This window comes from Salegentibacter sp. BDJ18, from assembly GCF_017579965.1.
In the GTDB taxonomy this organism is placed as follows: Bacteria; Bacteroidota; Bacteroidia; order Flavobacteriales; family Flavobacteriaceae; genus Salegentibacter.
The window spans coordinates 98,287-121,725 of sequence record NZ_JAFLQX010000013.1 but is presented as its reverse complement, the minus strand read 5'-3'; the positions used below and the strand labels follow the sequence as shown (position 1 = coordinate 121,725).

Genomic DNA, 23,439 nt, shown 5'->3' with positions numbered 1-23,439 from the left:
ACTGCCTACTGAATACTGAAGACTGCCAGCTAAACTATTGTCCCCGGAAGAAAATTACCGTACTTAAGGTTTTCAGGATAATATTCAGGTCAAGAAAAATCCCACGGTGTTTAATATAGTAAAGATCGTATTGCAGTTTTACAAGACTATCGGCCTGGCCATTTCCATAATCGGCTTTTACTTGCGCCCAACCCGTTAGGCCGGGTTTTATGACATGGCGAGTTTCATAAAAAGGAATCACTTGAGATAATTCCTCAACAAAAACAGGTCTTTCGGGTCTTGGGCCTATCAAACTCATCTCCCCTTTTAAAACATTATAAAACTGCGGGATTTCATCTAGACGAGACCTTCTTAAAAACTTTCCAAAGCGAGTAGTGCGTAAATCGTTCTTTTGGGCATATTGAGGTCCATTGGGCTCCGCATCTTTTACCATAGTTCTTAATTTCAAAATCCTGAAAACTTCTCCGTATTTACCAATTCTTTCCTGCCGGTAAAAAAGGGACCCACGGTTGCCCAGAAAGTTGGCTATTAGAATAATTGGCAGCATCAGTATCAAAAAGGTTAGCCCTATTATCGCGATAATAATATCGAATATTCTAAAGAAAAATTGATAAAATTTATTCTGATTACTTCGGCTAAAAGGAAAATATCGGTAAAAATCTTTATCTACGTGCTGCACGGGAATGCGCTGGGTAATTTCTTCGTAAACCTGTGTATAATCTTTAATAGGAAAACCCGCCTTCAGCAAAACACTTAACTGGTTATACAATGGCAGCATCAAACCTTCTTTGTAGCCACTGGCCACCACAATTTCGTTTATATGATGCTCTTTAATAGCTTCTGTAAGGTCTTTTATTCCGAACCTAATTAATCTATCTTCATCTATTTCTGAAGAAATGCGATCTTCGGTTTTAATATAACCCACCACCACGTAATTGGGATCAGATTTCTGAAGATCGGAACTAATAAGGTTTATATCAAAAGAATTGCCAACCACCAGTACCCGCTTATAAAACCTTGGGGAAGAAATTAACCTAATGTAAACCAGTCGCCACAGTAACAGCGGAATCAAAATTGCGAGAAAGAAAAATAGAATTTGCAATCGATTTTCAGGCAAACTTGGCGTTAAAAAAGGCGTAAGCATATAGAATAAAACCGTTGCTCCAGAGCTTAACAATGAGTTCTGCAATACGCTATCAAAATTTGACGCTTTTTGGAGATCGTAGAGTTCAAAAATGCTGGCAAAAAGGTTAAAATAAAGGAGTAAAACGAGGGTCCAATACCAGTTTTGTGAATCTATTCTAAAATAATCGAATTCAAAGATAATTCCTATCAGGCTGAGACAGGTTAAAATACAAAGCGAGTCTAACAAACGCAGTAATACCTTGCGCTCAGAGATTTCAAAATGTACAAGTGGCCGTTGGGACATAGCTTACCTACTTACGGGCTAAAGATAGAATTTTTTTAATTTCTTCAACTTTTAATGAGGAAAATCGAGCATCAAAAATTTTAATATAAAACCATAAATGCAAGTACACCTAAATTAAAAGTATACTGACAAATAGTACTTAAATAGCAAGTAGACAGCAAGTAAGTAGGGAGTAGATAGGGAGAAGCCCCCAATGACCCCTTGTAAATAAAGGGCTGCAGTAGAAAACCGGGGTTTCAAAAGGTATATTAAGCACCTAAATGTAGCATTATAGGCCAAAAAGCACGCAAAAAGTATAAATAGGTATAAAAAAGTACCAAAAGGGTGAAATTAGGTTATTTTTAAGCTGAAAACCCAAACTAATACAATCTGCCAAGAAAAACATCTTTCCAATCCTTTTTTACAATTTCCCAATCGAATTTTTCTGCCTGCCGTCGAGCATTTCTGCAAAGTTTTTTGGATAAATCCTGGTTTATAAGTAATTCTTTAATGGCACTTAGCATAGCGGATTCACCATCGGACGGAACCAAAATTCCCGTTTCTTCGTTCCGAAGCAAATAAGGAATTCCGCCAACAGTGGTAGAAACAATTGGTAATCCGAGAGCCATCGCCTCTATTAAACTTACCGGGGTGTTATCTACATTAGTTGTATTAAGAAAAATATCATATCCTTCTGAAAGTGCGATCCATTCAGACTTGCTTAATTTTCCAGTGAATTTTACCGGTAATTTATTTTTTTTAGCATAATTCACGCATTCCTTATAAGAATCGTCTTTTTCTGGCCCCACCATACAAAGTTCGGCTGCAGGGAATTCTTTTAAAAGTTTTTCCAAAACCTGGAGTGCAAGTATCGGATTATAGATCTCAGCAAAAGCACGAACCCAAAGGAGTTTTGGTTTTAAGACTTTCCTCGGTTTAAATGGATAATCTTTTAAAAAAATAGAATTCGGAATGTATTTCAGATTTGCATATCCTGCTTTTTGAAATATGTCAAAAAGATAGCGTGAAGGCGCAATATTCATTTTTGCATTTTTAAATAAGGAAGCAGATAGTTGAGGATCCTTTTTTAATCTCAACGGAAGCTCACCACCGTGGAGAAGCAAAATATAATCAATCTGCAAATTCCTACAGAGTTGAGCTGTGAGCACGGCAAACCAGAAATTTCGTGTACTGTAGGTATCAATTAGCACATAATCTACCCAAGCTTTATTTTTAATAATAGAAGTTAACATGTCAGATAACCTCAGCACCTGATTTTTATGGGAAGATGAAGTCTTTACTTCAAAACCTTCATTTCTTAATAATGGAGATAATTTATCTATAGAAGTTGGCGCCCCGCCCCGGTTTTCTAGTTCATTGCCTATATAAAGCAGTTTTTTCATCTGTTTATATTTTTAACCCAAAGGTTGGAATTAGGAACAAATTTATAATTATACTTCGGCTTGTGGCCAATCTTTGGGTCCAGCATAGTGCTGGTTTCATGAGTTGAGCACCCTGTTCCAATCGGTTTTTACTTTTTCCCAGGCAAAATTTTCAACTTTCTTGCGGGCATTTTCGGTAAGAGATTGTGCTTTTTTCGGATTTTTTATAAGCCTATCAATTTCTGCAGCCATATCCTGGGCATTATTAACCGGCACCAGTAGGCCATCATCATTATTCTTAATGAGAACGGGCATTCCTCCAACATTTGTGGAAACCACTGCCAGCCCCAGGCTCATTGCTTCTATAACACTAATGGGAGTATTATCTATATTTGTGGTGTTGATAAAGAAATCGTAGTTTTTTGAAAGTTTTGCCCAGGCTTTTTTCTTCAATTTCCCTGTAAACTCAATGTCAAGTTGATTTTTGGCGGCAAACTTTTTACAGGTTTTCATCGTTCCGTCCTTATCTGGCCCTACCATACAAAGTTTGGCGTTCGGATAATCTTTTTTCAACAATAAAAGCACTTCTAAAGCCATTACCGGATTATAGCGTTTCTGAAATCGTCTTACCCATAATAATTTAGGAGCAAAATTTTCTCGCTTTTTAAACGGATAATTCTCCATTTGAATCGCATTGGGAATAATTTTGATATTATAAAAACCTTCAGCTTTAAAAATATCATATAAAAATTTAGAAGGAGCTATATTGATTTTGGCTTTTCCAAAGAGACTCTTACTGTATTTTTTGGAAGCGTGTAAGCGTTCCGGAAGGTTACCACCGTGTAAAATAGGTATATATTCTAAATTGTACGCCTGGCAGGTTTTAGCCACCAGATAGGCGTAGTAAAAGTTCATCGCCCCATAAGTATCGATCAGCACAACATCGGTAGTTTTATGATAGCGCACAATGAGTTCAAGCATTTCGATTAACCTCAGGCCTTTATTACTTCGGGTAGAAGCTGTCTTCACCTTATAACCTTCCTTCCGCAGCATTTTGCTAAAAAAAGAGATATAGGTTGCCGTAAAGCTGTTAATCTGTAAGTCGTTTCCTATGTACAGGATGCTTTTTGTCATCTACTATATATAATAAGGCCAATCCATACACAAAGCCCGGTAAGGCAATTCGCATTGCCGAATGATTAATGGTTAAAAACCAAAATGCTAAGAACGCCAAAAAATAATAATTGTTCTTAAACTTTGTCCAGAAAATTATAGGAACTAAGATAAGAATTAGAATAGCAACCAGTCCCAAAAGGCCATGTTCTGATAATAATCTGCTAATTTCATTATGGGAAGCAGTGGCAGTTCCGGTCATTTCGCTACGCATTCCTTTCCCTTTTCCAACGCCGATACCAATTACGGGATTATAATAAAATCCTTGAAGCTCGGTAATGATAAGTTCTGTTCTTCCTGTAGTGATATCATCTTCCAGTCTTCCAGCTGCATCTCTGTTAGTATATCTATTAACTATAAGACCTTCAGTCTTTATAGCTGTAAATATCCATAAAATGACGGCTATAACGCCAAATACTCCCATTTTAAAAACAATCTTGCTTTGCTCCTTACTATCCTGTTTATAAAAATACACAGCAATAAAGGCTATAATACAAATGAATGCAGTTAATACACCACCCCTGGAAAAAGTTATAATCGCCCGATAGCTCATCATGGACAGCAACCCAATATCTATAAAATTTATTGTTTTATTTTTGATAAGGAAAAAACGAGTAAAGAGTATTATGGCGCCCATTCCCATTACTGTAGAAATTTGATTAGGACCAAAACCGCCCGACGTAGCATAATTTGAATTAGTTCCGCTCATAAGAGCCTCACCAATACTGGGGGTATACAAAAACAGGTAAAACATATGGGCAACAAGCGGCAGCAAAAGCATCAGCATTACATAATCAAACTGGGTTTTAGTTATTTTTTTATAATAACAATATAATGCCGAAACTCCTAAAGTCACCGGGCCGCTGAGATTAAAAGCTATGGCTTTTCTAAAAACAACATCATAATCTAATGTAAACGAAGCGACGACCACACCAGGGAAAAGAATAAGTAGGTAAAACCAATACGAAACAGTTTTTACAGAAGTCCCTTTGTAAAACATTCCAATGAGCAGAAACAAAATAACGGAATATTTACCGGTTTCATAAAAAACCATAGAACCGGTCATTCGATAAAAAACCTCCGCCCCGGAAATATAGGCCGCAGCCATTAGGGCTTCATTATTTTTATTTTCTTTTAGAATGACATAAAATATCCAAAAGCCTAACGTACCGAATAATAAAAACTGGCCCGCCGGTCTATACATATATACCAACACTGCTATCAAAAGATGAAGCAATAGTAATTTTAGATAGTTTATGTATTCTAGCTTTTTAATAGGGTTTCCTTTTATATATAATCTCAGGATGAAATCATCGAATAAGTTTTAATATTCTAGAACCTGTTTATTTACTCACTTGTTTCAATAAGATTTCGCTTGTATAAACTTAAATTCTTTTGTAGAAATTAAGTAAATCTAATCTATAGGAATTTTCTCCAAATCGAGAACTTATTCTACTTTTTAGTTCTGCTCCTTTAAGTAAGCAAAGTTCATTATTTTCAGCAAGACTTAAAATTGCCTGAGCAAGTTCTTCGGAGTTGTTCCGATCCACCAAAATCCCGGCGTTTCCGACTACTTCTGGAATCTGCCCCACATTTGTGCATACAACCGGCAGAGCGGCCATTCCATATTCCAATAATGCCAAAGGCATACCTTCTGAACGAGAGGATAAAATTCCCAGGTTTGCCTGCTTTAATATTTTAGAGATATTCTTTTGGGTTCCGTAGAAAAAGATTCTATCAGCGGCTGCCGATGAAGAAATCTCTTCAAGCACAGCTTTAGAGTATGCAGTGTCAGGATCTTCCCCTATTAAATGTAAACTGATTATTCGGCTAGAAGCCGCCGCTAATTCGAAAGCCCTCAAGAGATTAAGATGATCTTTTTGTGGTCTTATATTCCCAACACATATAATCTTAAAACTGTCAATTTCTCCTTTTAATTTCGGAAATGGACTTCTTATTCCATTTTCAACAATAAAGTTATTTAAATGAATTACCCGTTCAGCCTTCAGTGTTTTTTCAGCCCATCTTTTCAAAACTATATTTACAGATATAATTCCATCGAAATACCCTGAAAGTGGCTTAAGCACTTTTATGTTTCTTGCTTCCAAATTTTCACTTTCCCCATAATGATCATGCCATACGAGTTTTACTTCATTCGATAACTTCATCAACACTCCCAAAAACCAAGAAGTGCCGTGGGCATGGATAATGTCAATTTTGTTATCAATTATATAATTTCTCAGTCTCAAAATCGCTTTAGGATCAAGACTGGATTTTTTATTTAAAAAAAGATATCCCACCTTCGTTTTTAACTCGGCTTTCAAAAAACCTTCCATCCTCGTACAACATAAAAAAGATCCATCCAAATGTGGTTCTAGAGCATTGGCTACATTTACCGCCATCCTTTCTGCACCACCCGGCCTTAAACTATCTATTAATTGCAGTACTCTCACTTTTTGATATTATATTCTATAAACGTCACCCTGATTATTTCAGAGACTGCTCCGTAATTTATTCGAAGGTCTAAGCTTTTTTCGGAACCAACAGTTTCTTAATTTCTGTTTCAAACCTCTCCAAAGTATATTGCTGACTCCATTCCTGGGCGGCAATGGACATTTGCTTCAGTTTTTCAGGATGTTTTAAAAGCTTAGTTAAACTTGCTAAGTCGTCTTTAAAAAACTCAGTTCTCGATACATCCCGACTCCCGTCGGAACACTCGAATTGACGATTTTTCTCAGATTCATCATTCAACAAAACACTTCTCTTCTCTTTTCTTTTATCTAAACTCTCTCCTCTCTTCTCTTTTTTCTCTTCTCTTTTTTCTACATCACAGATTAATATCCCACGGCTTCCATTCCCTAACATCCACGGCACACAGCTTACAGGAGTAGCGATGGGAACACAACCATACCACATTCCCTCTGCTATTGCCTTGGGCCAGCCCTCGCTTTTTGAGAGCAGAATAACAAAATGGGCGTCTTTATATGCTTCTTTTAATTCTTCCAGACTTTTTCGACCTTTTAGTTTAACGAACTCCTGCAACTCATTCCTTTGTATATAATCACTGAGCGAATTTTTTAAAATTCCATCTCCAAATATTTCAATTTCTGAAAACACTCCGTGATCATTAAGAGTTTCGATGAGTTTAATAGCCTCAAAAACTCCTTTTCCCTCCACCAGGTTTCCGGTATAGATAAACTTATAGCGTGGAGTAAAATCTTTTTCAATCACTTCTTTATCTTTTTTTGAAAAACTTGCGGTAAAGAAAGGAACTATATTCTTACCATTTCCTTGCCAGTCACCATAAACCAGCACCTGAATATTCTTACTTAAAAAAGTATTGCTTAGTATTTTCTGCTGGAGTTTATATGTCCAGGGCTGCTTAGCTTTAGGATCCCAATTCCCGGCATATTTTACTGTTTTCGGCTTATCTGGAAAAAAAATTTGAATTACCGAGGCTATTAATCCAATATTACCCGGACAACGTAGATGGATATGGCCAGTTTTAGCCATAGAATTATAGATCATATAAGTTATTAGCGGTAACTTTGAAAAAGAAGAAATAATATTTTTTGGAGATAAAAATTTTACTGACGGAATTGAAATGAATTTTAATTTTTCGTGTTCATATGGAATTTCAGCGAAACGATTTTTTTTTTTATTTAATGGAGCCACAACCTCTACCTCATCCACATGTTGCAGCCAAAGATTCATTTCCCTTATATAAGGGGCATAGGAAAAATACCTATCTTTTATAACTCTGTGATCGACATATGTATATATTGAAAAACGTCGCATAATTTGATTCTATTAACACCCTTCATCAAATTTTAAAAGATAACGTAAAACAGCTTCAGGATGAATGTGATCTTCAAAATATTTTCGGGCATTTCTTTCTAACAAAAGTCGGTATTCTTCATCTTCTATAAGAATTTGTATTGCTTTTTTTACATCATCTTTTTCCCCAGATGTATAATGAATATGCTCTCCATGAATTAAAGGTGCCTGCAACTCATTTATATGTTTTGTAGAAATTATAGCTTTTCCCAATGCCAAAAATTCCGCCAGTTTCCAGCCATGGCAATGTTCAACAGCTGGAGTATTAAAAACAACAATTGAATATTCTATTTTCTCAACGTAGTTTTCAAAACCTATTCTTTTATCTATAAGCTCTTCAAAGCCTGTTTTCTTTCTATCGGAACGAGGAGCAAAACCGCCCTCAAATTCTAACCCATTCAATTCTTTACAAGCTACGATAAAATTTGATCTACTTTGGTTTGTTGCTCTTTCCTTTTCCCATAAGGAACTAATAAAATAAACAAAGTTCCTGTTTGAATGCGTGCTTTGTTTGAAAGCTGAAAGAGGTAATCTTTTGTACTGCCTCCAATAATTTGCAAAGAATTTTTTTTTAGAAATTATCCTTTCCTTTGATTTCCAGTAATTTAGGATGGATAAATTTATAGTCCCTAATAAATCCCAGGTCCTAACTCCGAAATTAGGACTTATAGGAATTATTTTGTGTTGGCCTTGTGCCAATATATATTCTTTATGAAAGTTAACCTTGCCATAAATATCACACCATTTTAGAAGTTCAGGAGTTATCTTAGGAGTATCATTCGCATCAATAATTAAATTTATTTTATTCCCTCCAGATTCAATGATAGCCACCAATGATCTATCTGCAAATTGGGGAAATTCACCGTATGAAAATCTTACATTTTTCTTACCGTAAAGTGTATAAAAACCCTCTATATAAAAAGAGTAGTAGAAAACATCTAAAAAGGAATAAATAACTACCTGAGCCATAAAAAGATATATCGATTTGCATTCTGATCAGTCATCACGAAAGAAATTATAAATATCTAACAAATTAAATTTTAAAGTCCGTTTATATTGAAAAGCCTTTTCTCCATCTGTATTCCTATCGCCATCATATACCATATAATACCCTTTTTCATTTGACTGTACATCCAGGTGGTGCATCCCCCGATTAAACCAGGGAATTTCTGATTGAGGACCGAAATACATTTTGTGAGCTAAAGTTAACTCTAATTGTCCAGAATTGTTCCCCAGTTTATGTATTGAAATACCGGTCCCATATCCCAGTGTTCTGTTTTGAACAGGCAAATACCATTCTTCATCTACCTTAAAAAAGCGTCCTCCAGGTCTACTCTCATTCCCCCATCTCGATTTATAATTTGGATATTCTTCCCATTTTCCATTTAAAGAATCTGCGGTGAAGAAAAATTGTTCAAGATTATCATTTACCCCCACAATAAGGTTCAATTCTTCACTTAATAAAATAGAAGGATCTTTAATTCCAGTATTATGCAGTAAAGTATCTTCTACCTCCCATTCCAATGGAAACTTTCTTGCTTTATATAATAAAACACTCCCACTTCCCTTTGTTTCCGGAAGCATATAATATTCATGCTTATATTTAAAGACTTGCGGATAAGAAAGATGAAAATCTTCATCTAAAACTATTCCCTGATATTTGTAATCCAATCCATCTTCAGAAGTAAATAAGCTGATATCCGCATTACCTTTACTTTTCAATTCGGTAAACAAATAATAACCAGAACTATCAATAATAAAAAAAGGATCTGCTATATAATCAATACCTTCAGGAATTAAAGCATCGATTTCTTTGTAACTAAAAATGTTATTTTCGTCCAATTTTGGTGCGGGAAACAGGTTTTGGGATTGCATATAACCAACTGACCAATTTCCTACGGCCGGAGTTATAAAAGGATATCTATAATTAAAGATTAAAAGGATTATCAGAGTGAACAAAAAAAAACTAATAAACCATATTAAAATTTTTCTCATTTTCAATTTTCTATTCGAGGACCTGCATAGGTTATGATTTCCCCATCGTCAAAAAATACAGTTTTATACGGATAATTTATCTCCTTAAAAAACTCTTCAACTGATTTATAAGTTAATTCCCCCTCAACTAGATGATAGGTTGCAATACTTAAATTGGGTTTGAAATTCGAAAGCATTTTTTTTGCTCCCTTTAGGATATTTAGCTCTGCGCCTTCAACATCCATTTTAATAAAATCTATTTTTTTAATTTTATTTTCCGCAACAAAATCATCAAGACTTGTAACTTTAATTATATTCTCCTGAGAATCTTCAGCCTTATAAAATGATGACGAGGCGACACTGCCCGCTTCATAAAATTTAACTTCTCCCCTATAAGACCAAAGCCCTTCTTTAATAAGGTGAATATTTTTTGGGTTTCCATTTAAATTTAAGTTTTCTTCCAATCCTTGTAAATTCTTTTTATCGGGCTCAAATGAAAATACTTTACCAGATTTCGCTTTTTCAGCATATACCAAACTGAGGATTCCATTAAAAGCTCCAGCATCAATTACAGTGTCATCTCTACCAATCTTATAATATTTTTCATAACGCTCAATTTCCTTTGTAATAAAATATAAGGGAGTGGAAGAAAAAATAGACCAAGAAGCTGTTTCTGTCTTATAAGAATTGTTTTTAAGGCTAAACTTATATCCGGGTTGTTTTGTATTATAGTAAAGAACTTTAATTTGTTCCGTAATAAATTTGGGCAAAAATTTTATAACTTCTCTCATTAAACTGGTTTATTTATTAGCAAACTCCACCATCCTACTATTCGCCCCAGACTCTCAGTAAAAGCCTTTTTTCTTTCGGAAGTTGTAAGTACATTACTGAATCTAACTAAAGTTAATAAAAAAGCTGTAGCGTGCCATTTTATCCTCGAATTTAAACCTGGTGAAGTATATTTTACCCGCCAAACATACCAACCATTTCTAATCACCATTTTACCATATTTAAACTGATTGGGACGACCAGATTCATTGTGATGATGATAAAGTAGTGCTGCAGTATTAACATATAGCTGACCTAATTGTGAGGCTCTCAAGCAAAAATCCATATCTTCATAAAGGCCATAGCCTTCAAAGTAAGATGAAAACTTAATTTTATTAAAAAGATCTTTTCGATAGGAAGCCACACCTCCCATAAAACTTTCTACTTTATAGCTTTTTCCGGTAGGCGGTAAAAATCCGATGGCATAACCATTAGAAAAATCGGGCATGTAACCCGGTGGAACATCTGGCTGTAAGCCCAGTTTCTGTCTAAGAAGATGCCTGCTTCCCAACTTTCTTGAGAATCCATCATATTCAAAATCATCAAATTTTATAACCTCTTTATCCTTTTTCCATTCTACTTCATCTTTAATATATCCCCCAACTCCCACGGCATCCGGAAATTTGTGATAAGTATCTAAAAGGTTTTGGAAATATGTTGAAGTAAGCACAATATCATCGTCAAGAAAACAAACAATTTCAGAAGAAGTGGCTACTCTTTCTATACCAAAATTCCGCTGCTTTGTGAGTCCCCTATTATTTTCCCTCACCTTGAAGTATTCCAGGTTTTTAAAAGAATTCACTTCTAGTTCCTTTCGGGTTTCATCATTCTTAGAACCATCTATGATAAGAATTTGATTAGGAAAAAGTGATTGTTTTACTACTGATTTAAGTAATGTTAACAAAGGTCCGGGCCGCTGGTAGGTACAAACAATTAAGGTAAATTTCATTAAATTCTTTTAAAAGCGCTCCCCTCTTTTCAGAAGGTTTTGAGCATAAAACATCGCTTTATTGAACTGTAGGATTTTAAAAGGTAGATTAAGAAAACGCAACGGTGTTTTTTTAAAATCCTTCGAAAGGTACAAAAAGAGATAACGTTTTTTATATTCCTTCACTTGCTCAGGCTTAAAATGCTTTAAAATTCCATAAAGAATGGTAGGGCTTGGTACCGGTCTAATTTTACCTACTGGTTTATCTAACTCCCATGGCTGTCTTTTTCGTTTTTTCCCTAAAACTGAAGATTGAATTCCCCAAAATCTATATCCTCCTGAGGGTGGTTTAAGATGTAAGTTAACCGAATAAGGGTTAAACATTAATAGCATACCATTTTTTATAAGCCTGAAACCAAAGTCAGCATCTTCTCCGTAACCGCCATCAAAATTAATATCATTTCCTTTAATTTCTTCTACCCACTCCCTCTTCACGCAAGAATTCGCATTATTAAAGGTTTGAGCAGCCCCTGCCTTAAAGCGTTCTCTCCCTTTTCCTTTCAAAATTCTACGCAAATCATCTAAATCCTGACGATAATCTGAGGCTTGAATATCCAATCCGGTACAGCCATCAACCTTATAAGTTTGGAGAAACCTAAGATGATTTTCAGCAAAATCCGGGAGAATTCGTGTATCATCATCTGCAAAAATTATATAATCTGATCTACACAGTTCAATCGCCTCATTCCTGGCTTTACAACTTCCTTTAGATTTTTGCCACTTGATTATCAATTCAAAAGGATAATCTGATTTTTTATACAGATTTACATCCCTTTCTTCTTTTGGTGTAGCATCAACAACAATAACTCGTTGGGGTAAATAAGTTTGATTTTTATAATCCTCCAGCAATTGCAACGTATAATCCTGGCGAAACATAGTGGGAATAATTACATCTACAGTTGGCTTCCCAATCAATTTAGTGAGCGGCCTTGAAGGAAAACTAACAAGATTATGCTTTTTAAATTCTTTTCTTCTTGATTTATTAAAAGATCTAAATTCTCCTATTGGAGCAATTAGAGATTCTCTCAGATACATATACCAACTATGCCTCTTTTTAAAATTTTTTAGAAAAAATAAATAACGATCTTCTGCAGAAATAATAGGGTTATTTTTTTCGCTTGAAAAAAGTCCATCAACAAAGAGCGGAACGGCACCGCCAAATCTTAACATCCTATAACCAAGATCAAGGGCAGCAGTAGACGTTGAAAAATAATCCTTGCTAAAACCATTAAAAAATTCCCAGCATTTTTTTCTAATTACAAAACTATTGGGATTAATCCTCCAATTCACAGAACGATTCAGGTTAGGCAAATCGTTTAAATAAAACCAAAATACAGCTGTTTGATAAACCAGTTCAGGAAAAATATCGTGATAACCTTGTGTCAGCGAACTGTGCCATAGATCACCAGGCCCGGAAACCAGCTCTTCCAGAAGATTAAAATCAGGTTCTCCAGTATAGAGTAAATACTCTCCATCTTTCGTTTGATATTGTTTTAGTTCCATTTTATCAAACATTTATATTTTTTCATTTTCAACGACCTTCTTGTAAAATGCTAAATTTCTTTTAACCACTACTTGAGTTGAAAATTTCTTTTTCACTCTATCTCTAGCTGCCTTACCCATTTCAGCCGCCTCACAAGGATTATCTAACAAGTAAAGGATTTTTTCGGCGTAAGCTTTATGATCTTTAGGATCTTCAGTAAATCCAGTTACCCCGTTAAGCATTACTTCTTTTGCCCAACCAATGTTTGAGGTAACCAGTGGCTTTTCCATTGCCATGGCTTCCAGCCAGGTCATTGGCAGTGCTTCAGCAAGACTTGGTAACACCACCACCTCAGCAAGGGCTAGTTTTTGCTGCACTTGTTCATAGCGTAATTTAGATATCCATATCACCTGTGCGTTAGCTTTCTTAGTAAAAGTTGATTCTAATAACGTCTTAGTGGATGTTCCTGTAAAAATATCTATTACATCAGGGCCTACAAAAATTAACTTCGCATCTGGATGATGCTCCACAACAAGATTGAAGATTTCTGCTAATTCAAGTACTCCTTTCTTCCTGATAATTGATCCGAAATACAAAATAACATTGCGATCCGGCTTTTTTCCTGTTGGTTTAAATATATCAGTATCAATACCATTCGGAATTACTGCAATACTAGTCTTTAAATTGAAGATTTTAGAGGTTTGTTCCGCGTTAAATTTACTAACAGAAACAAAAGCATTTGCTCCTTTCAAGGCCAATTTTTCATACAAGTAGTTCTTTCTTTTTTGCTTGCGCCCCTCTAGTTTACAAAAATAGGCGTCGCTGCCATGAAACCTCAGTACAATTGGTGCTTTTAAATTCATAAAAGCTGTCAATCCAGTCCAATCTGGTGCTTCAACCAAATCAATATTGAATAAACTGATGAGATTATTCAGATATTTTTCGATTGATTTACGATATAGGAAGAAGCCAAGAGCAGGATATTTTTTTTGCTTGAGCGAGTGTATAGAAATGCCATTATCAGAAAAGACCTGAGACTTTTTCTGACCAACTACAACTACAATTACATGAACACCCTTAGCTATCAGTTCATAACTGAGATTCTTAATACTGGTACCCAAACCTCCCGACGTCCCAGTGTTTTCGTGTGGGTATTCTGGAGTAAGAAAAGCTATTGTCATTGTTCAATTTTTAATCCAAATCCCTGAAATATTCCTTCCGTTGAGCTGCCTTTCAGTGATATACATTTCTTCCATTTTTCTCAGCTCATCATCCAGATCATACTTCAATTTTCCATAAAACCCATATGATCTATGACTAATCAGGGAAAAATCATCCAGGTTCTCCTGTAAAAACCGGAGAGAAATTCCTTTATCCACAGTGTTATTCTTTGTTTCCACATGAATATCTGTTACACTCCAAATTTCGTCTGCAGACATTCTTTTCTTAATCACTTTTTCCTCTAGTAGTTGATCGTTAATTAGATCAATATAATTTTTTCTTCCAAGGAGACGATTTATTCTTGATTTAATTGATTTGGGTATATAAGCGGTAAAATCCTTATCTAATGATTTTAATTTCTGTTGCTCCTGCAATTCTTTGACTCTTTCCTTATATAACCTGTCATTAAGATAATCTCCGTTAGGATCCTGCAAATGGATAAAAATTCCTCCTGTTCTTAATTTCTCGGAAATCATTTTTAAAAATTTTTTAAGCTCGGGAATATGATGCAGAACTGAACAAATCAAGACTAAATCAAACTTACTTGAAATTTGATGTAACTCGGCATTAATAACTGAATATTTCACATCCCAATTCTTAGCCTTTTTTCCTGCCAACTCCAACATCTTTTTAGATGTATCCAGTAATGTTACATTTTCAATATAAGGCTCAATCCGAGAATTCAGAAGAAATTCTGTACTCATCCCGGTCCCACATCCAACATCTATTACTTTTAACTTTTTTTCTGAAAAGGAACAGTGATCAAACAGATCAGATATCAGTAAATTAATTTGCTCCTGAAGACTATTCTTCATATCAGCGTGCATCTGGTCATACTGCGCTGCCTCATGATCATGAAAAATAACGTTTACTCTCTCCTGAAATTTTTCGGCGGATAGCGTGCAACCTTTTTTTTTCATCAAAGGTATTAATGAATTATAGCTCATGTCTTTTGATCGTTATATTTCGGCAATAAATTTATATGATTTTTCACCATTTCATCGAGATTATAATTCTCTCTAACCAATCGACTCACATTTACATCTATTGCAATAGAACCACATAAAATATTCTGTAAAATAGCTGCTAAGGAATTAATGTGTTTAGGATAAAATAGAAATCCGTTTATTTTATCCTGTATAATTTCTGTATTCCCTCCAACAGTTGTTGTAACAACCGGTACATTGGCTGCCAAACTTTCCAGTATGGAAAGACTAAAACATTCCATATAGGTTGGCTGTAGCATATAAGAATAATTCTGGAACAAGTTTGAAAGATGTGGTGTACTACCTTTAAACCTTATTTGCTGCTGTAATTTATATTTTTCAACCTGTTTTTTCAAGATATTTTCATAAGGTCCTTCTCCAAAAACATCTATTTCTATCAATTCTTTATGATGCTTACTCAAAAGATAGACTGCTTCTATGAGATCCTGTAATCCTTTGGATTCCCGTAAATGAGACGCCACGACCATCTTGCCGAAATTCTCCTCTTTTCTTTGCTTATAACTTGATGTATCTATTCCGTTATAAACAAGTTTTGTCTTATTTTTTAAATGCCTCCCATAATCATTTAGAATAGCGTCTACAGTGTATTTTGACACTCCTACAAAACAGTTAATATACTTTGAATATAATTTTCCTTCAATTTTTTTTCTGATCCTCTTTTCAAAAGAAAAGCCATTTAATGGACGAGGATTATGGTCGACTGCTATTACATGTCCAACGCCTTTTTTCTTTATTTTTTTATAGAAAGGAGTACATAAGGATACAAAATGAGTAATTGCAACATCGAATTGTTCTTTATCAATTACCTCCAGAAAGAGCGCTTCCACTGTCTCTTCCTTTGCCAGAAACAAATTAAAATCTTCATAAAAATCAAAAGCAATACCTCCTGAAAAAAACCAGTTAACATCTTCTCCTTTCTTGAGTAGAGCTTCGTTATAAGCTTTAAAAAAACGATCCATTCCCCCAACTCTATTGGGATTAAGTTCATAATTACATATAACAGCTATGTTTTGATTTTTGATCAACTATTAACTAATTTTTTCAAAGTCTTTGCAATTCGCTCACTGGTTCTCTTTAGTGGTTTTCCTATTTGAAGTTCAAGTAACTTCTCTCTTTCTTGAGAGTCTGCCTTTGGATTATCAAGATAAAAATTAATTGCCTTAACCAACTCTTTTTTATTTTTGGCTATTCTCACAGCTCCACTTTCCACTACTTCTTTATAGTGAGCATAATTTAAAAATCTTTGATCATTGTAAAGGCCATTATGCTCATTGCCAAAAACAGGATTGATTACAGGTTTTTCAAAAAGCATAAAATCCAGGCTCATTGTTGAGCACATATTAATGTTTAAATCAGTGTATTCCAAAATAGCTCTCAGATCTGTAAGATCTTGCCTGGACGGCACTCTTTGGCTCCAGGCCTCGGGATGATTTTTTCTTGAGACTTTCCATTCAGGATAATTCCATTTAATAAATGGAAATTTATCTTTCAAAAACCTGAACCTATCCGGGTCTTCGGCTGGCGATGTCCGAACCAATAAATTGACAGGGTAAAAAATTTCTTTCTGCTCTATGGCTGTAGCTATTGATTCAATGTATAACTCATCATTTCTACTGGTTGAAATATCTCCACAGCTATAGTAGATAGTTTTTCTTCCATTCTCCAATTCGAACTTTGAGTAAAATTCCGTTCTGTTCATTGTATACTCTTCCATGACATACGGTTCAAATTGAGGGGTGCCCACTACTTCAACTTTATTTTTATTTACCTTTGGATAAAAATAAAGTAGATCTTTTTTCATTAAGCCACTCCATACCAGGTAAAAATCAAAAGTTGCCGCCATTCTCCCCTTAGAAGCCAGATTGTCCCAACTAAAAATAAAAGCTCCTGTTTTAATTCCTTTACTTTTCGCAGCTAAAAAAATTGGAAGAAGGTTTGGTGGACGCTGATGAGTAAAAAGCAGCAAATCTGGTGAAAATTTATCTAGGGAATCAAAACACCACTTGGTGACCCGGTTGCTCTCAATACTTCTATGCTGCATAGCTTCCAGGAATAGGATAAAATCTTCTTTGTGAAATTTATTCGTAATACCGTATATAAATCGTGTGGCTATTCCATGGGAAGAATTGCTTTTTATTTTATTAGCCTTTAAATTATCATTAATTCCAAAATTTTCTTTATGCGCCTGTAAATGAGCTACCTCTTTGGCTTTTCGCCAGAACCAGGATTTAAAAGGTTCAATGAAGATAGGAAGTTCTACCACCTCTATTCTGGAGTCCCTCTCCTGTTGATAAACATTTCGGGGCAAACCAGAAAAGATAACAATTCTATCAAATTGTTGTTTTGCCTGAGGAAGAAAATCACTTAAAACAAAATTCCGATAGCCAACTCCATCTGTAATTACAAGGCCCAGGGTTTTTTCATGTTTATGGCAATTTTGCATTCTGTTTAGGTTTGACAACAAAAATAGCAGAATAAACAAGCTTATATCCATAAAAATTCTTATTTCTAGAACATAAGAAATATTGAAATAATCTCTCGTCTTAATCTAATAATTCATATTTTCGGTTTTACAAATTTTCTCTCAAAATTGCAGTGATGAATAGAATTTCTTTGATCCAAAACCTTATCAACGAGAGAGAATATTCAGTTTATCTGGAAATTGGAACGTATAAAGGCGTTTCCTTCCTGCCTATAAAATGTGCAACTAAAATAGCTGTGGATCCCAAAATAAAAATCTCCTTGCTTAAAAAATTAAAGCTGCATTTCAGTAAAGAAAAGAATACAAAAAATTTCTATTTTGAAATGACTAGTGATAGTTTTTTCCAGAAGAGAAAAAAGTTCCTGGAGAAAATTGGGAAGCTGGATATCGTTCTGGTGGATGGTCTGCACACTTTTGAGGCAAGTTTAAAAGATGTTCTAAATTCATTAAAGCATCTTGACGACAATGGTGTGATAATCATGCACGATTGTTTCCCCCCTCACCAGGCTGCTGCTACTCCAGCATCATCCGGGGCTGAAGCAAAAAAAATGGGAGTAGAAGGATGGACCGGAACCTGGTGTGGAGACGTATGGAAAACAATTGTCTATCTACGAAAAAAATATCCTGATTCCCTTGAAGCCCAGGTTTTGAATACCGACTTTGGATTAGGAGTAATTAATCCTTTAAGAAAATGCAAAGACCTTAAGCTTGACATTAACCAGGATCTATTCCAAGAGGTAAATGCATTGGAATACGAGTATCTTATTTCAAATAATGGAAAAGCTATAGGACTCAAAGAAGTTTCCTAAATTATATCATCTATCACCGCACCTCATATATAGAAATGGATAAAAACCAGGCAAAAAATATCGTTCATTATAACAAGAAGTATAAAGACATTGCTATTGAAGAGACTTTGGAAAAGCTTAAGAACCTTGATAAATTTTTAAGCGATGCTACCCAAACGGATACAAGTTGGGTCGGCCTATATAAACAAGGTTTTAAGGATGCAATTAAAGGCAAAAAAGTACTGGAATTGGGATGTGGAGATTGTGTGAACGCGGCTATAATGGCTGGTCTTGGAGCAAAAGTGTATGCTAATGATATTGCCAGCGCCAGTGGAGAAATAGTTAAAAAACTGAATCAATCGTGCAATTTTAAAAATCCTATTGTATTTATTGAAGGAGATTTTTTAAAAGTACCCTTTGAAGAGAAAAATTTCGATTTTGTAGTTGGAAAAGCCTTTATCCATCATTTAAGCTTAGCCATTGAACAAGAATTTATTAAAAAAATAGTTCGACTTCTTAAAAGGGAGGGAGAAGCTCGTTTTTTTGAACCTGCAGTAAATAATAAGTTTCTTGATGAAATACGCTGGCACTTACCCGTACCTGGAAGGCCTTCAAAATTTAATAGAAAAGCTTTCACTAAATGGAAAGAAAATGACCCTCATCCTGAAAGGGATAATAGTTCAAAACATTTTAAAAACATAGGTTTAAAGTATTTTGAAGAGGCGGAGATAATTCCTTTAGGAAGCCTGGAAAGATTTCATAGGATCTTACCTAAAACAGCAAATCACCGGAAGTTTAGGAGAGAGGCTTTTGTTTACGAGGATATGTTACCGAAGAAAATAAATAGTCTATTTGCGAGGAGTCAGGTAATTATATATAAAAAGCCTAAGGCTCATTCTACGGCAATGGGATAAATTTGATATTCATTTTTTAGGTCTTAAATATCTCTCAAAAACTATAATCAACAAAATTTTCAAAATGACCAGAACGGAATTGCTTCAACAACTTATCGATAAAAATCGATATAAAAGTTATTTGGAAATAGGAACTTTTCAAGGTAAGTCTTTTCTGCCATTGAAAATCAATAAAAAAGTGGCAATCGATCCATCCTTTAAGATCAAAAAAAAAGAAAAGATTAAATGGCTACTGAAATATCCATTTAATTTACAGAACCGTTATTATGAAATGACAAGCAATGATTTTTTTGAGATTGAAATATTAAAGAAAAAAAAGAGTTATCAGTTCGATTTGATTTTTATTGATGGGTTACACACTTTCGAAGCTAGTTTGACAGACACTCTAAATTCTCTTAAACTATTAAACAAGCAAGGAACTATTGTGCTTCACGATTGTTTTCCACCTCATAAAGCTGCTTCCGTGCCGGCTAATTCCTATGAAGAGGCAAAAAAAATGAAATTAAATGGATGGACGAATGAATGGTGCGGAGATGTTTGGAAAACCATAGTATATTTAAAATCTTATCATTCAAATGCTCTCAGTATAAAAGTTTTAAATGACGATTATGGGTTGGGCATAATAGAGATTAAAAATCAAATTTTTGTTCCCCATAGCATCGATCCGGATAACTTTAAGGCTATTAATTCTCTTAATTATGAGGATTTGACTAATAACCCCGAAAAACTTATTTCTTTAGTAGATAATTAAAGTTTAAAAAATGAACTGTCTCAACATTTTAATTTTGAATTATAATTCCAGTTGGGAAACGGTTGAGCTTTTCAAAACTTTAGAAGCGTTTAATTTAAGAGATACCGAAATAACTGTTATCGACAACGCTTCTATACCAAAGGACAGAGCTTATTTAAAAGGTCAAATACCACAAGAAAATTTAATTTTGAACGAAGTCAATATAGGTTATGCAGGGGGAAATAATATAGGCATCCAATTAGCTATAGAAAGAAATTTTGAATTTGTCTTACTAATTAATCCAGATATCCGCTTAGATAAAGAATGTATTAGCAGTTTATTAAAGACTATCGAAAAAGACGAGAAAGTTGGGGTTATTGGGCCAAGAATTTGTTATAGAAAAGACCCTGATTTAATTTTTTCAGATGGAGGATTTGTACTGGAGAAAAAAGGGTATGCTGCGCCACATATAAATTATAATAAAAGGATAAACGAAACTACTAACCCTGGAGTTCATGAAGTTGATTATGTTAGTGGTAGTTGTTTCATGTTAAGCACTAAAGTTGTTGAAGCGGTGGGGAAACTTAGGGAAGATTTTTTCTTATATTATGAAGAAACAGAATGGTGTCTCAGAATTCGGAAGTATAATAAAAAATGTGTTGTAGATTCAAATGTTGTTGCTTTTCTATCACCGAGTATAAAAAATAATAACTATCATTTTTACATGACTCGAAACAGGCTCCTACTCTCAAGAATTGAAAGAAAAAATATTTTTTCTACACACAAAATATTATTAAATACCGTGTTGCAAGAAATTTTAAGAAAATTAGTAAAGGGTAAAAGGCCCTCTTCACCTACAATAGCCAAAGCAAAAGGAATTTTGTTCAGTTTTGTTATAAATATTAAAACAAGTTAATAAGATTAATGAGAACTACTGTTTCTAAATTGTATAACTAGCCTATTAGTTGAAATTTTTAGACTCTATCTTTCATGCTTATATTCACTGTAATATAAGTTTCAGAAAGCTTATTATAATACTAAATAAATGAGTATAATATTAAAAGCAGAAAATATTTCAAAACAATACCGTTTAGGTACTGTTGGAACCGGAACTATCAGCCACGATCTTAATCGTTGGTGGCATTTGGTACGGGGAAAAGAAGATCCTTATTTAAAAATAGGGGGAATAAATGACCGAAGGGCAAAAGCAACTGAGGATTATGTTTGGGCTTTACAGGATATAAATTTCGAAGTTAAACAAGGTGAGGTATTAGGTATTATTGGCAAAAACGGAGCAGGAAAATCTACATTATTAAAAATTCTTTCCAGAGTTACTGGCCCTACTACCGGCAGTATTAAAACCAAAGGGAGAATAGCCTCTCTGCTAGAAGTAGGAACAGGATTTCACGGGGAATTAACGGGGCGGGAAAATATTTATCTAAACGGCGCAATTCTGGGAATGACTAAACCCGAGATAAATTCAAAGCTGGAAGAAATTATAGATTTCTCAGGCTGTGAAATGTACATCGACACCCCGGTTAAACGTTATAGCAGTGGGATGACCGTAAGACTGGGTTTTGCCGTGGCTGCACATCTTGAACCAGAAATTTTAGTTGTAGATGAAGTATTAGCGGTAGGCGATGCAGAGTTTCAAAAAAAAGCTATAGGAAAAATGCAAGATTTATCCACTGGTGAAGGAAGAACAGTATTATTTGTAAGTCATAATATGGCGAGTGTGAAAGGGCTTTGCACTAGAGGAATTGTTCTGGAAAATGGTTTTAATGTTTATGAAGACACTGCAGATAAGGCAGTTTCTTATTACCTTAAAGAAGGTAAAAATGAATCAAACCAAGAATTAAGACTCAGAACAGATAGGATAGGAAATACCTCCATTTTTAAATTTGAAGAAATTACCATAGAAGATAGCCTAGGAAATAATGTATCATCTTTAATTTCCGGGCAATCATATAAATTTAGAATAAAATTCTCCAGAGCAGAAACTATTGATCTAAGAAAAGTTATGGTTACAATCGGAATAAAGGATAATCAGGATAATCTCATCTGTTTTTGGTCCTTTGATGAAATGGGTTTCACCTTTAATGAAAATAGTTGCTCAATCATTTTAAATATAACTAAATTTATGCTACGTGGAGGCAATTATAGAATTTGGCTATTTTCTTCTTACAGTAACACTGCTCCCGAAAACTTTTGTGATGTGATAGATTATGTTAAATCTATAAACGTAACACCTTCAGATTATTTTGGTTCTGGAAAACAGAATCGCTCGAATGCAATAGTTTTAATGGATGGTGAATTTGAATAGATTATATTATATAAGAAAGCTCGAGAATTTTTTTTTAAAAAAACATTTCTCCGGAAATAGGATTATTTTAAAAACTTTAAAATATTTGAAACCCCCACCTAAAAATGGTATGATAGTTAAAACCCTACATGGTTTTAACCTATTTATTAATCCCATTTTTGATAGAGGTATAGAACGAAGGATTTATAATTTTGGCACTTATGAAACAGGGACATTATGGTGTTTTGATTTTTTTATTCAGCCAGGGGATATAATAATTGATGCGGGAGCTAATATTGGTTTAACCTCAATTTATGTTAGTAAGCTCACTGGCTCAAAAGGTACTGTATACGCTTTTGAACCATTAAATTCAACTTTTGAAATATTATGTAAAAACATTCGTATTAATCGAATAAGAAATATAGTGCCATTGCAGAACGCTTTAAGTGACTATAACGGAAAAGGATATATATATCCTAATATCCATATTAATAGAGGTGCAGCTTCCCTAAATTCAAATAAAGTAAAACAAAGGCCAATTGAAATTGAAGTAAAAACTGTTAATTCGTGGATAAAAGAAAAGAATATTTTTAAAATAGATTTTATAAAAATTGATGTTGAAGGTTCAGAATTTAATTTATTAAAGGGAGCGAGCGAATTATTCCAACATAGTTTAAAACCAACTATTTGTTTGGAATTCAGTGAAGAAGTCTCAAGAGATAATAATATTATTGATTTGTTTTATTTTTTAAGAAATGAATTAGGATATAAGTTGTTTAAGAGTAAATTGGGAAAAGAGGAAATTTCTAAACTAATTGAAATAAAGACTAAAGAGCATTTACCTAAACACGATAACATTTATTGTATTGATCCTAAAAAACTAAAAAGCTTATCTAACATTTTATTTGAATCAACTAAATAA

21 protein-coding genes are annotated in these 23,439 nt (G+C 34.3%); 6 read left to right on the top strand and 15 right to left on the bottom strand.

Features of this window, described 5'->3' with window-relative positions:
* Positions 1–34 precede the first annotated feature (34 nt).
* The 15 genes from J0871_RS07715 to J0871_RS07645 form a co-directional block, all read right to left on the bottom strand.
* A complete protein-coding gene (locus tag J0871_RS07715) occupies positions 35–1,429 on the bottom strand; it encodes an exopolysaccharide biosynthesis polyprenyl glycosylphosphotransferase (RefSeq protein ID WP_208224671.1) in 1,395 nt (464 codons plus the stop codon).
* Positions 1,430–1,788: 359 nt separating this feature from the next.
* Positions 1,789–2,811 carry a glycosyltransferase family 4 protein gene (locus J0871_RS07710; RefSeq protein WP_208224666.1) on the bottom strand — a complete coding sequence of 341 codons (1,023 nt, stop codon included), beginning with the start codon at positions 2,809–2,811 and terminating at the stop codon, positions 1,789–1,791.
* 96 nt (positions 2,812–2,907) lie between these two features.
* Positions 2,908–3,924: a glycosyltransferase family 4 protein gene (locus J0871_RS07705; protein WP_208224665.1), complete on the bottom strand. Its 1,017-nt coding sequence runs from the start codon at positions 3,922–3,924 to the stop codon at positions 2,908–2,910.
* Complete coding sequence (locus J0871_RS07700; RefSeq protein ID WP_243870432.1) at positions 3,881–5,071, bottom strand: O-antigen ligase family protein; 1,191 nt, start codon at positions 5,069–5,071, stop codon at positions 3,881–3,883. The genes J0871_RS07705 and J0871_RS07700 overlap by 44 nt, the downstream gene beginning before the upstream one ends.
* A gap of 277 nt (positions 5,072–5,348) precedes the next feature.
* Positions 5,349–6,416, bottom strand: coding sequence for a glycosyltransferase (locus tag J0871_RS07695; protein WP_208224662.1), 1,068 nt, complete (start codon positions 6,414–6,416; stop codon positions 5,349–5,351).
* A gap of 70 nt (positions 6,417–6,486) precedes the next feature.
* Complete coding sequence (locus J0871_RS07690; protein ID WP_243870431.1) at positions 6,487–7,761, bottom strand: glycosyltransferase; 1,275 nt, start codon at positions 7,759–7,761, stop codon at positions 6,487–6,489.
* Between the two features lie 12 nt (positions 7,762–7,773).
* Complete coding sequence (locus J0871_RS07685; protein ID WP_208224660.1) at positions 7,774–8,769, bottom strand: glycosyltransferase; 996 nt, start codon at positions 8,767–8,769, stop codon at positions 7,774–7,776.
* A 27-nt stretch (positions 8,770–8,796) separates the two neighbouring features.
* A complete protein-coding gene (locus tag J0871_RS07680; RefSeq protein ID WP_208224658.1) occupies positions 8,797–9,675 on the bottom strand; it encodes a hypothetical protein in 879 nt (292 codons plus the stop codon).
* Positions 9,676–9,797: 122 nt separating this feature from the next.
* Positions 9,798–10,565: an FkbM family methyltransferase gene (locus J0871_RS07675; RefSeq protein WP_208224656.1), complete on the bottom strand. Its 768-nt coding sequence runs from the start codon at positions 10,563–10,565 to the stop codon at positions 9,798–9,800.
* Complete coding sequence (locus J0871_RS07670) at positions 10,565–11,551, bottom strand: glycosyltransferase (RefSeq protein WP_208224654.1); 987 nt, start codon at positions 11,549–11,551, stop codon at positions 10,565–10,567. The genes J0871_RS07675 and J0871_RS07670 overlap by 1 nt, the downstream gene beginning before the upstream one ends.
* A 9-nt stretch (positions 11,552–11,560) precedes the next feature.
* Positions 11,561–13,093 carry a glycosyltransferase gene (locus J0871_RS07665; protein ID WP_208224652.1) on the bottom strand — a complete coding sequence of 511 codons (1,533 nt, stop codon included), beginning with the start codon at positions 13,091–13,093 and terminating at the stop codon, positions 11,561–11,563.
* 12 nt (positions 13,094–13,105) lie between these two features.
* The gene (locus J0871_RS07660; protein ID WP_208224650.1) at positions 13,106–14,254 is read right to left on the bottom strand and encodes a glycosyltransferase family 4 protein; all 1,149 of its coding nucleotides are present in this window, start codon (positions 14,252–14,254) and stop codon (positions 13,106–13,108) included.
* A gap of 3 nt (positions 14,255–14,257) precedes the next feature.
* Positions 14,258–15,241, bottom strand: a complete 984-nt coding sequence (locus tag J0871_RS07655; protein ID WP_208224648.1) for a class I SAM-dependent methyltransferase — start codon at positions 15,239–15,241, stop codon at positions 14,258–14,260.
* Positions 15,238–16,326 (bottom strand): glycosyltransferase family 4 protein, encoded by a 1,089-nt coding sequence (locus J0871_RS07650; protein ID WP_243870429.1) that lies wholly within the window; start codon positions 16,324–16,326, stop codon positions 15,238–15,240. The genes J0871_RS07655 and J0871_RS07650 overlap by 4 nt, the downstream gene beginning before the upstream one ends.
* Complete coding sequence (locus J0871_RS07645; protein ID WP_208224646.1) at positions 16,323–17,744, bottom strand: hypothetical protein; 1,422 nt, start codon at positions 17,742–17,744, stop codon at positions 16,323–16,325. Before J0871_RS07645 ends, J0871_RS07650 begins: the two co-directional genes overlap by 4 nt.
* Before the next feature lie 155 nt (positions 17,745–17,899).
* Between J0871_RS07645 and J0871_RS07640 the strand changes: the two genes are divergently transcribed.
* From J0871_RS07640 to J0871_RS07615, 6 genes are all read left to right on the top strand, one after another.
* Positions 17,900–18,592 carry a class I SAM-dependent methyltransferase gene (locus tag J0871_RS07640; RefSeq protein ID WP_208224644.1) on the top strand — a complete coding sequence of 231 codons (693 nt, stop codon included), beginning with the start codon at positions 17,900–17,902 and terminating at the stop codon, positions 18,590–18,592.
* 35 nt (positions 18,593–18,627) lie between these two features.
* Positions 18,628–19,485, top strand: a complete 858-nt coding sequence (locus J0871_RS07635) for a class I SAM-dependent methyltransferase (protein WP_208224642.1) — start codon at positions 18,628–18,630, stop codon at positions 19,483–19,485.
* A gap of 64 nt (positions 19,486–19,549) precedes the next feature.
* Complete coding sequence (locus J0871_RS07630; RefSeq protein WP_208224640.1) at positions 19,550–20,236, top strand: class I SAM-dependent methyltransferase; 687 nt, start codon at positions 19,550–19,552, stop codon at positions 20,234–20,236.
* Positions 20,237–20,246: 10 nt separating this feature from the next.
* Positions 20,247–21,131 carry a glycosyltransferase family 2 protein gene (locus tag J0871_RS07625; protein ID WP_208224638.1) on the top strand — a complete coding sequence of 295 codons (885 nt, stop codon included), beginning with the start codon at positions 20,247–20,249 and terminating at the stop codon, positions 21,129–21,131.
* Positions 21,132–21,260: 129 nt separating this feature from the next.
* Positions 21,261–22,538 carry an ABC transporter ATP-binding protein gene (locus tag J0871_RS07620; protein WP_208224636.1) on the top strand — a complete coding sequence of 426 codons (1,278 nt, stop codon included), beginning with the start codon at positions 21,261–21,263 and terminating at the stop codon, positions 22,536–22,538.
* A gap of 109 nt (positions 22,539–22,647) precedes the next feature.
* Positions 22,648–23,439, top strand: a complete 792-nt coding sequence (locus J0871_RS07615) for an FkbM family methyltransferase (protein WP_208224634.1) — start codon at positions 22,648–22,650, stop codon at positions 23,437–23,439.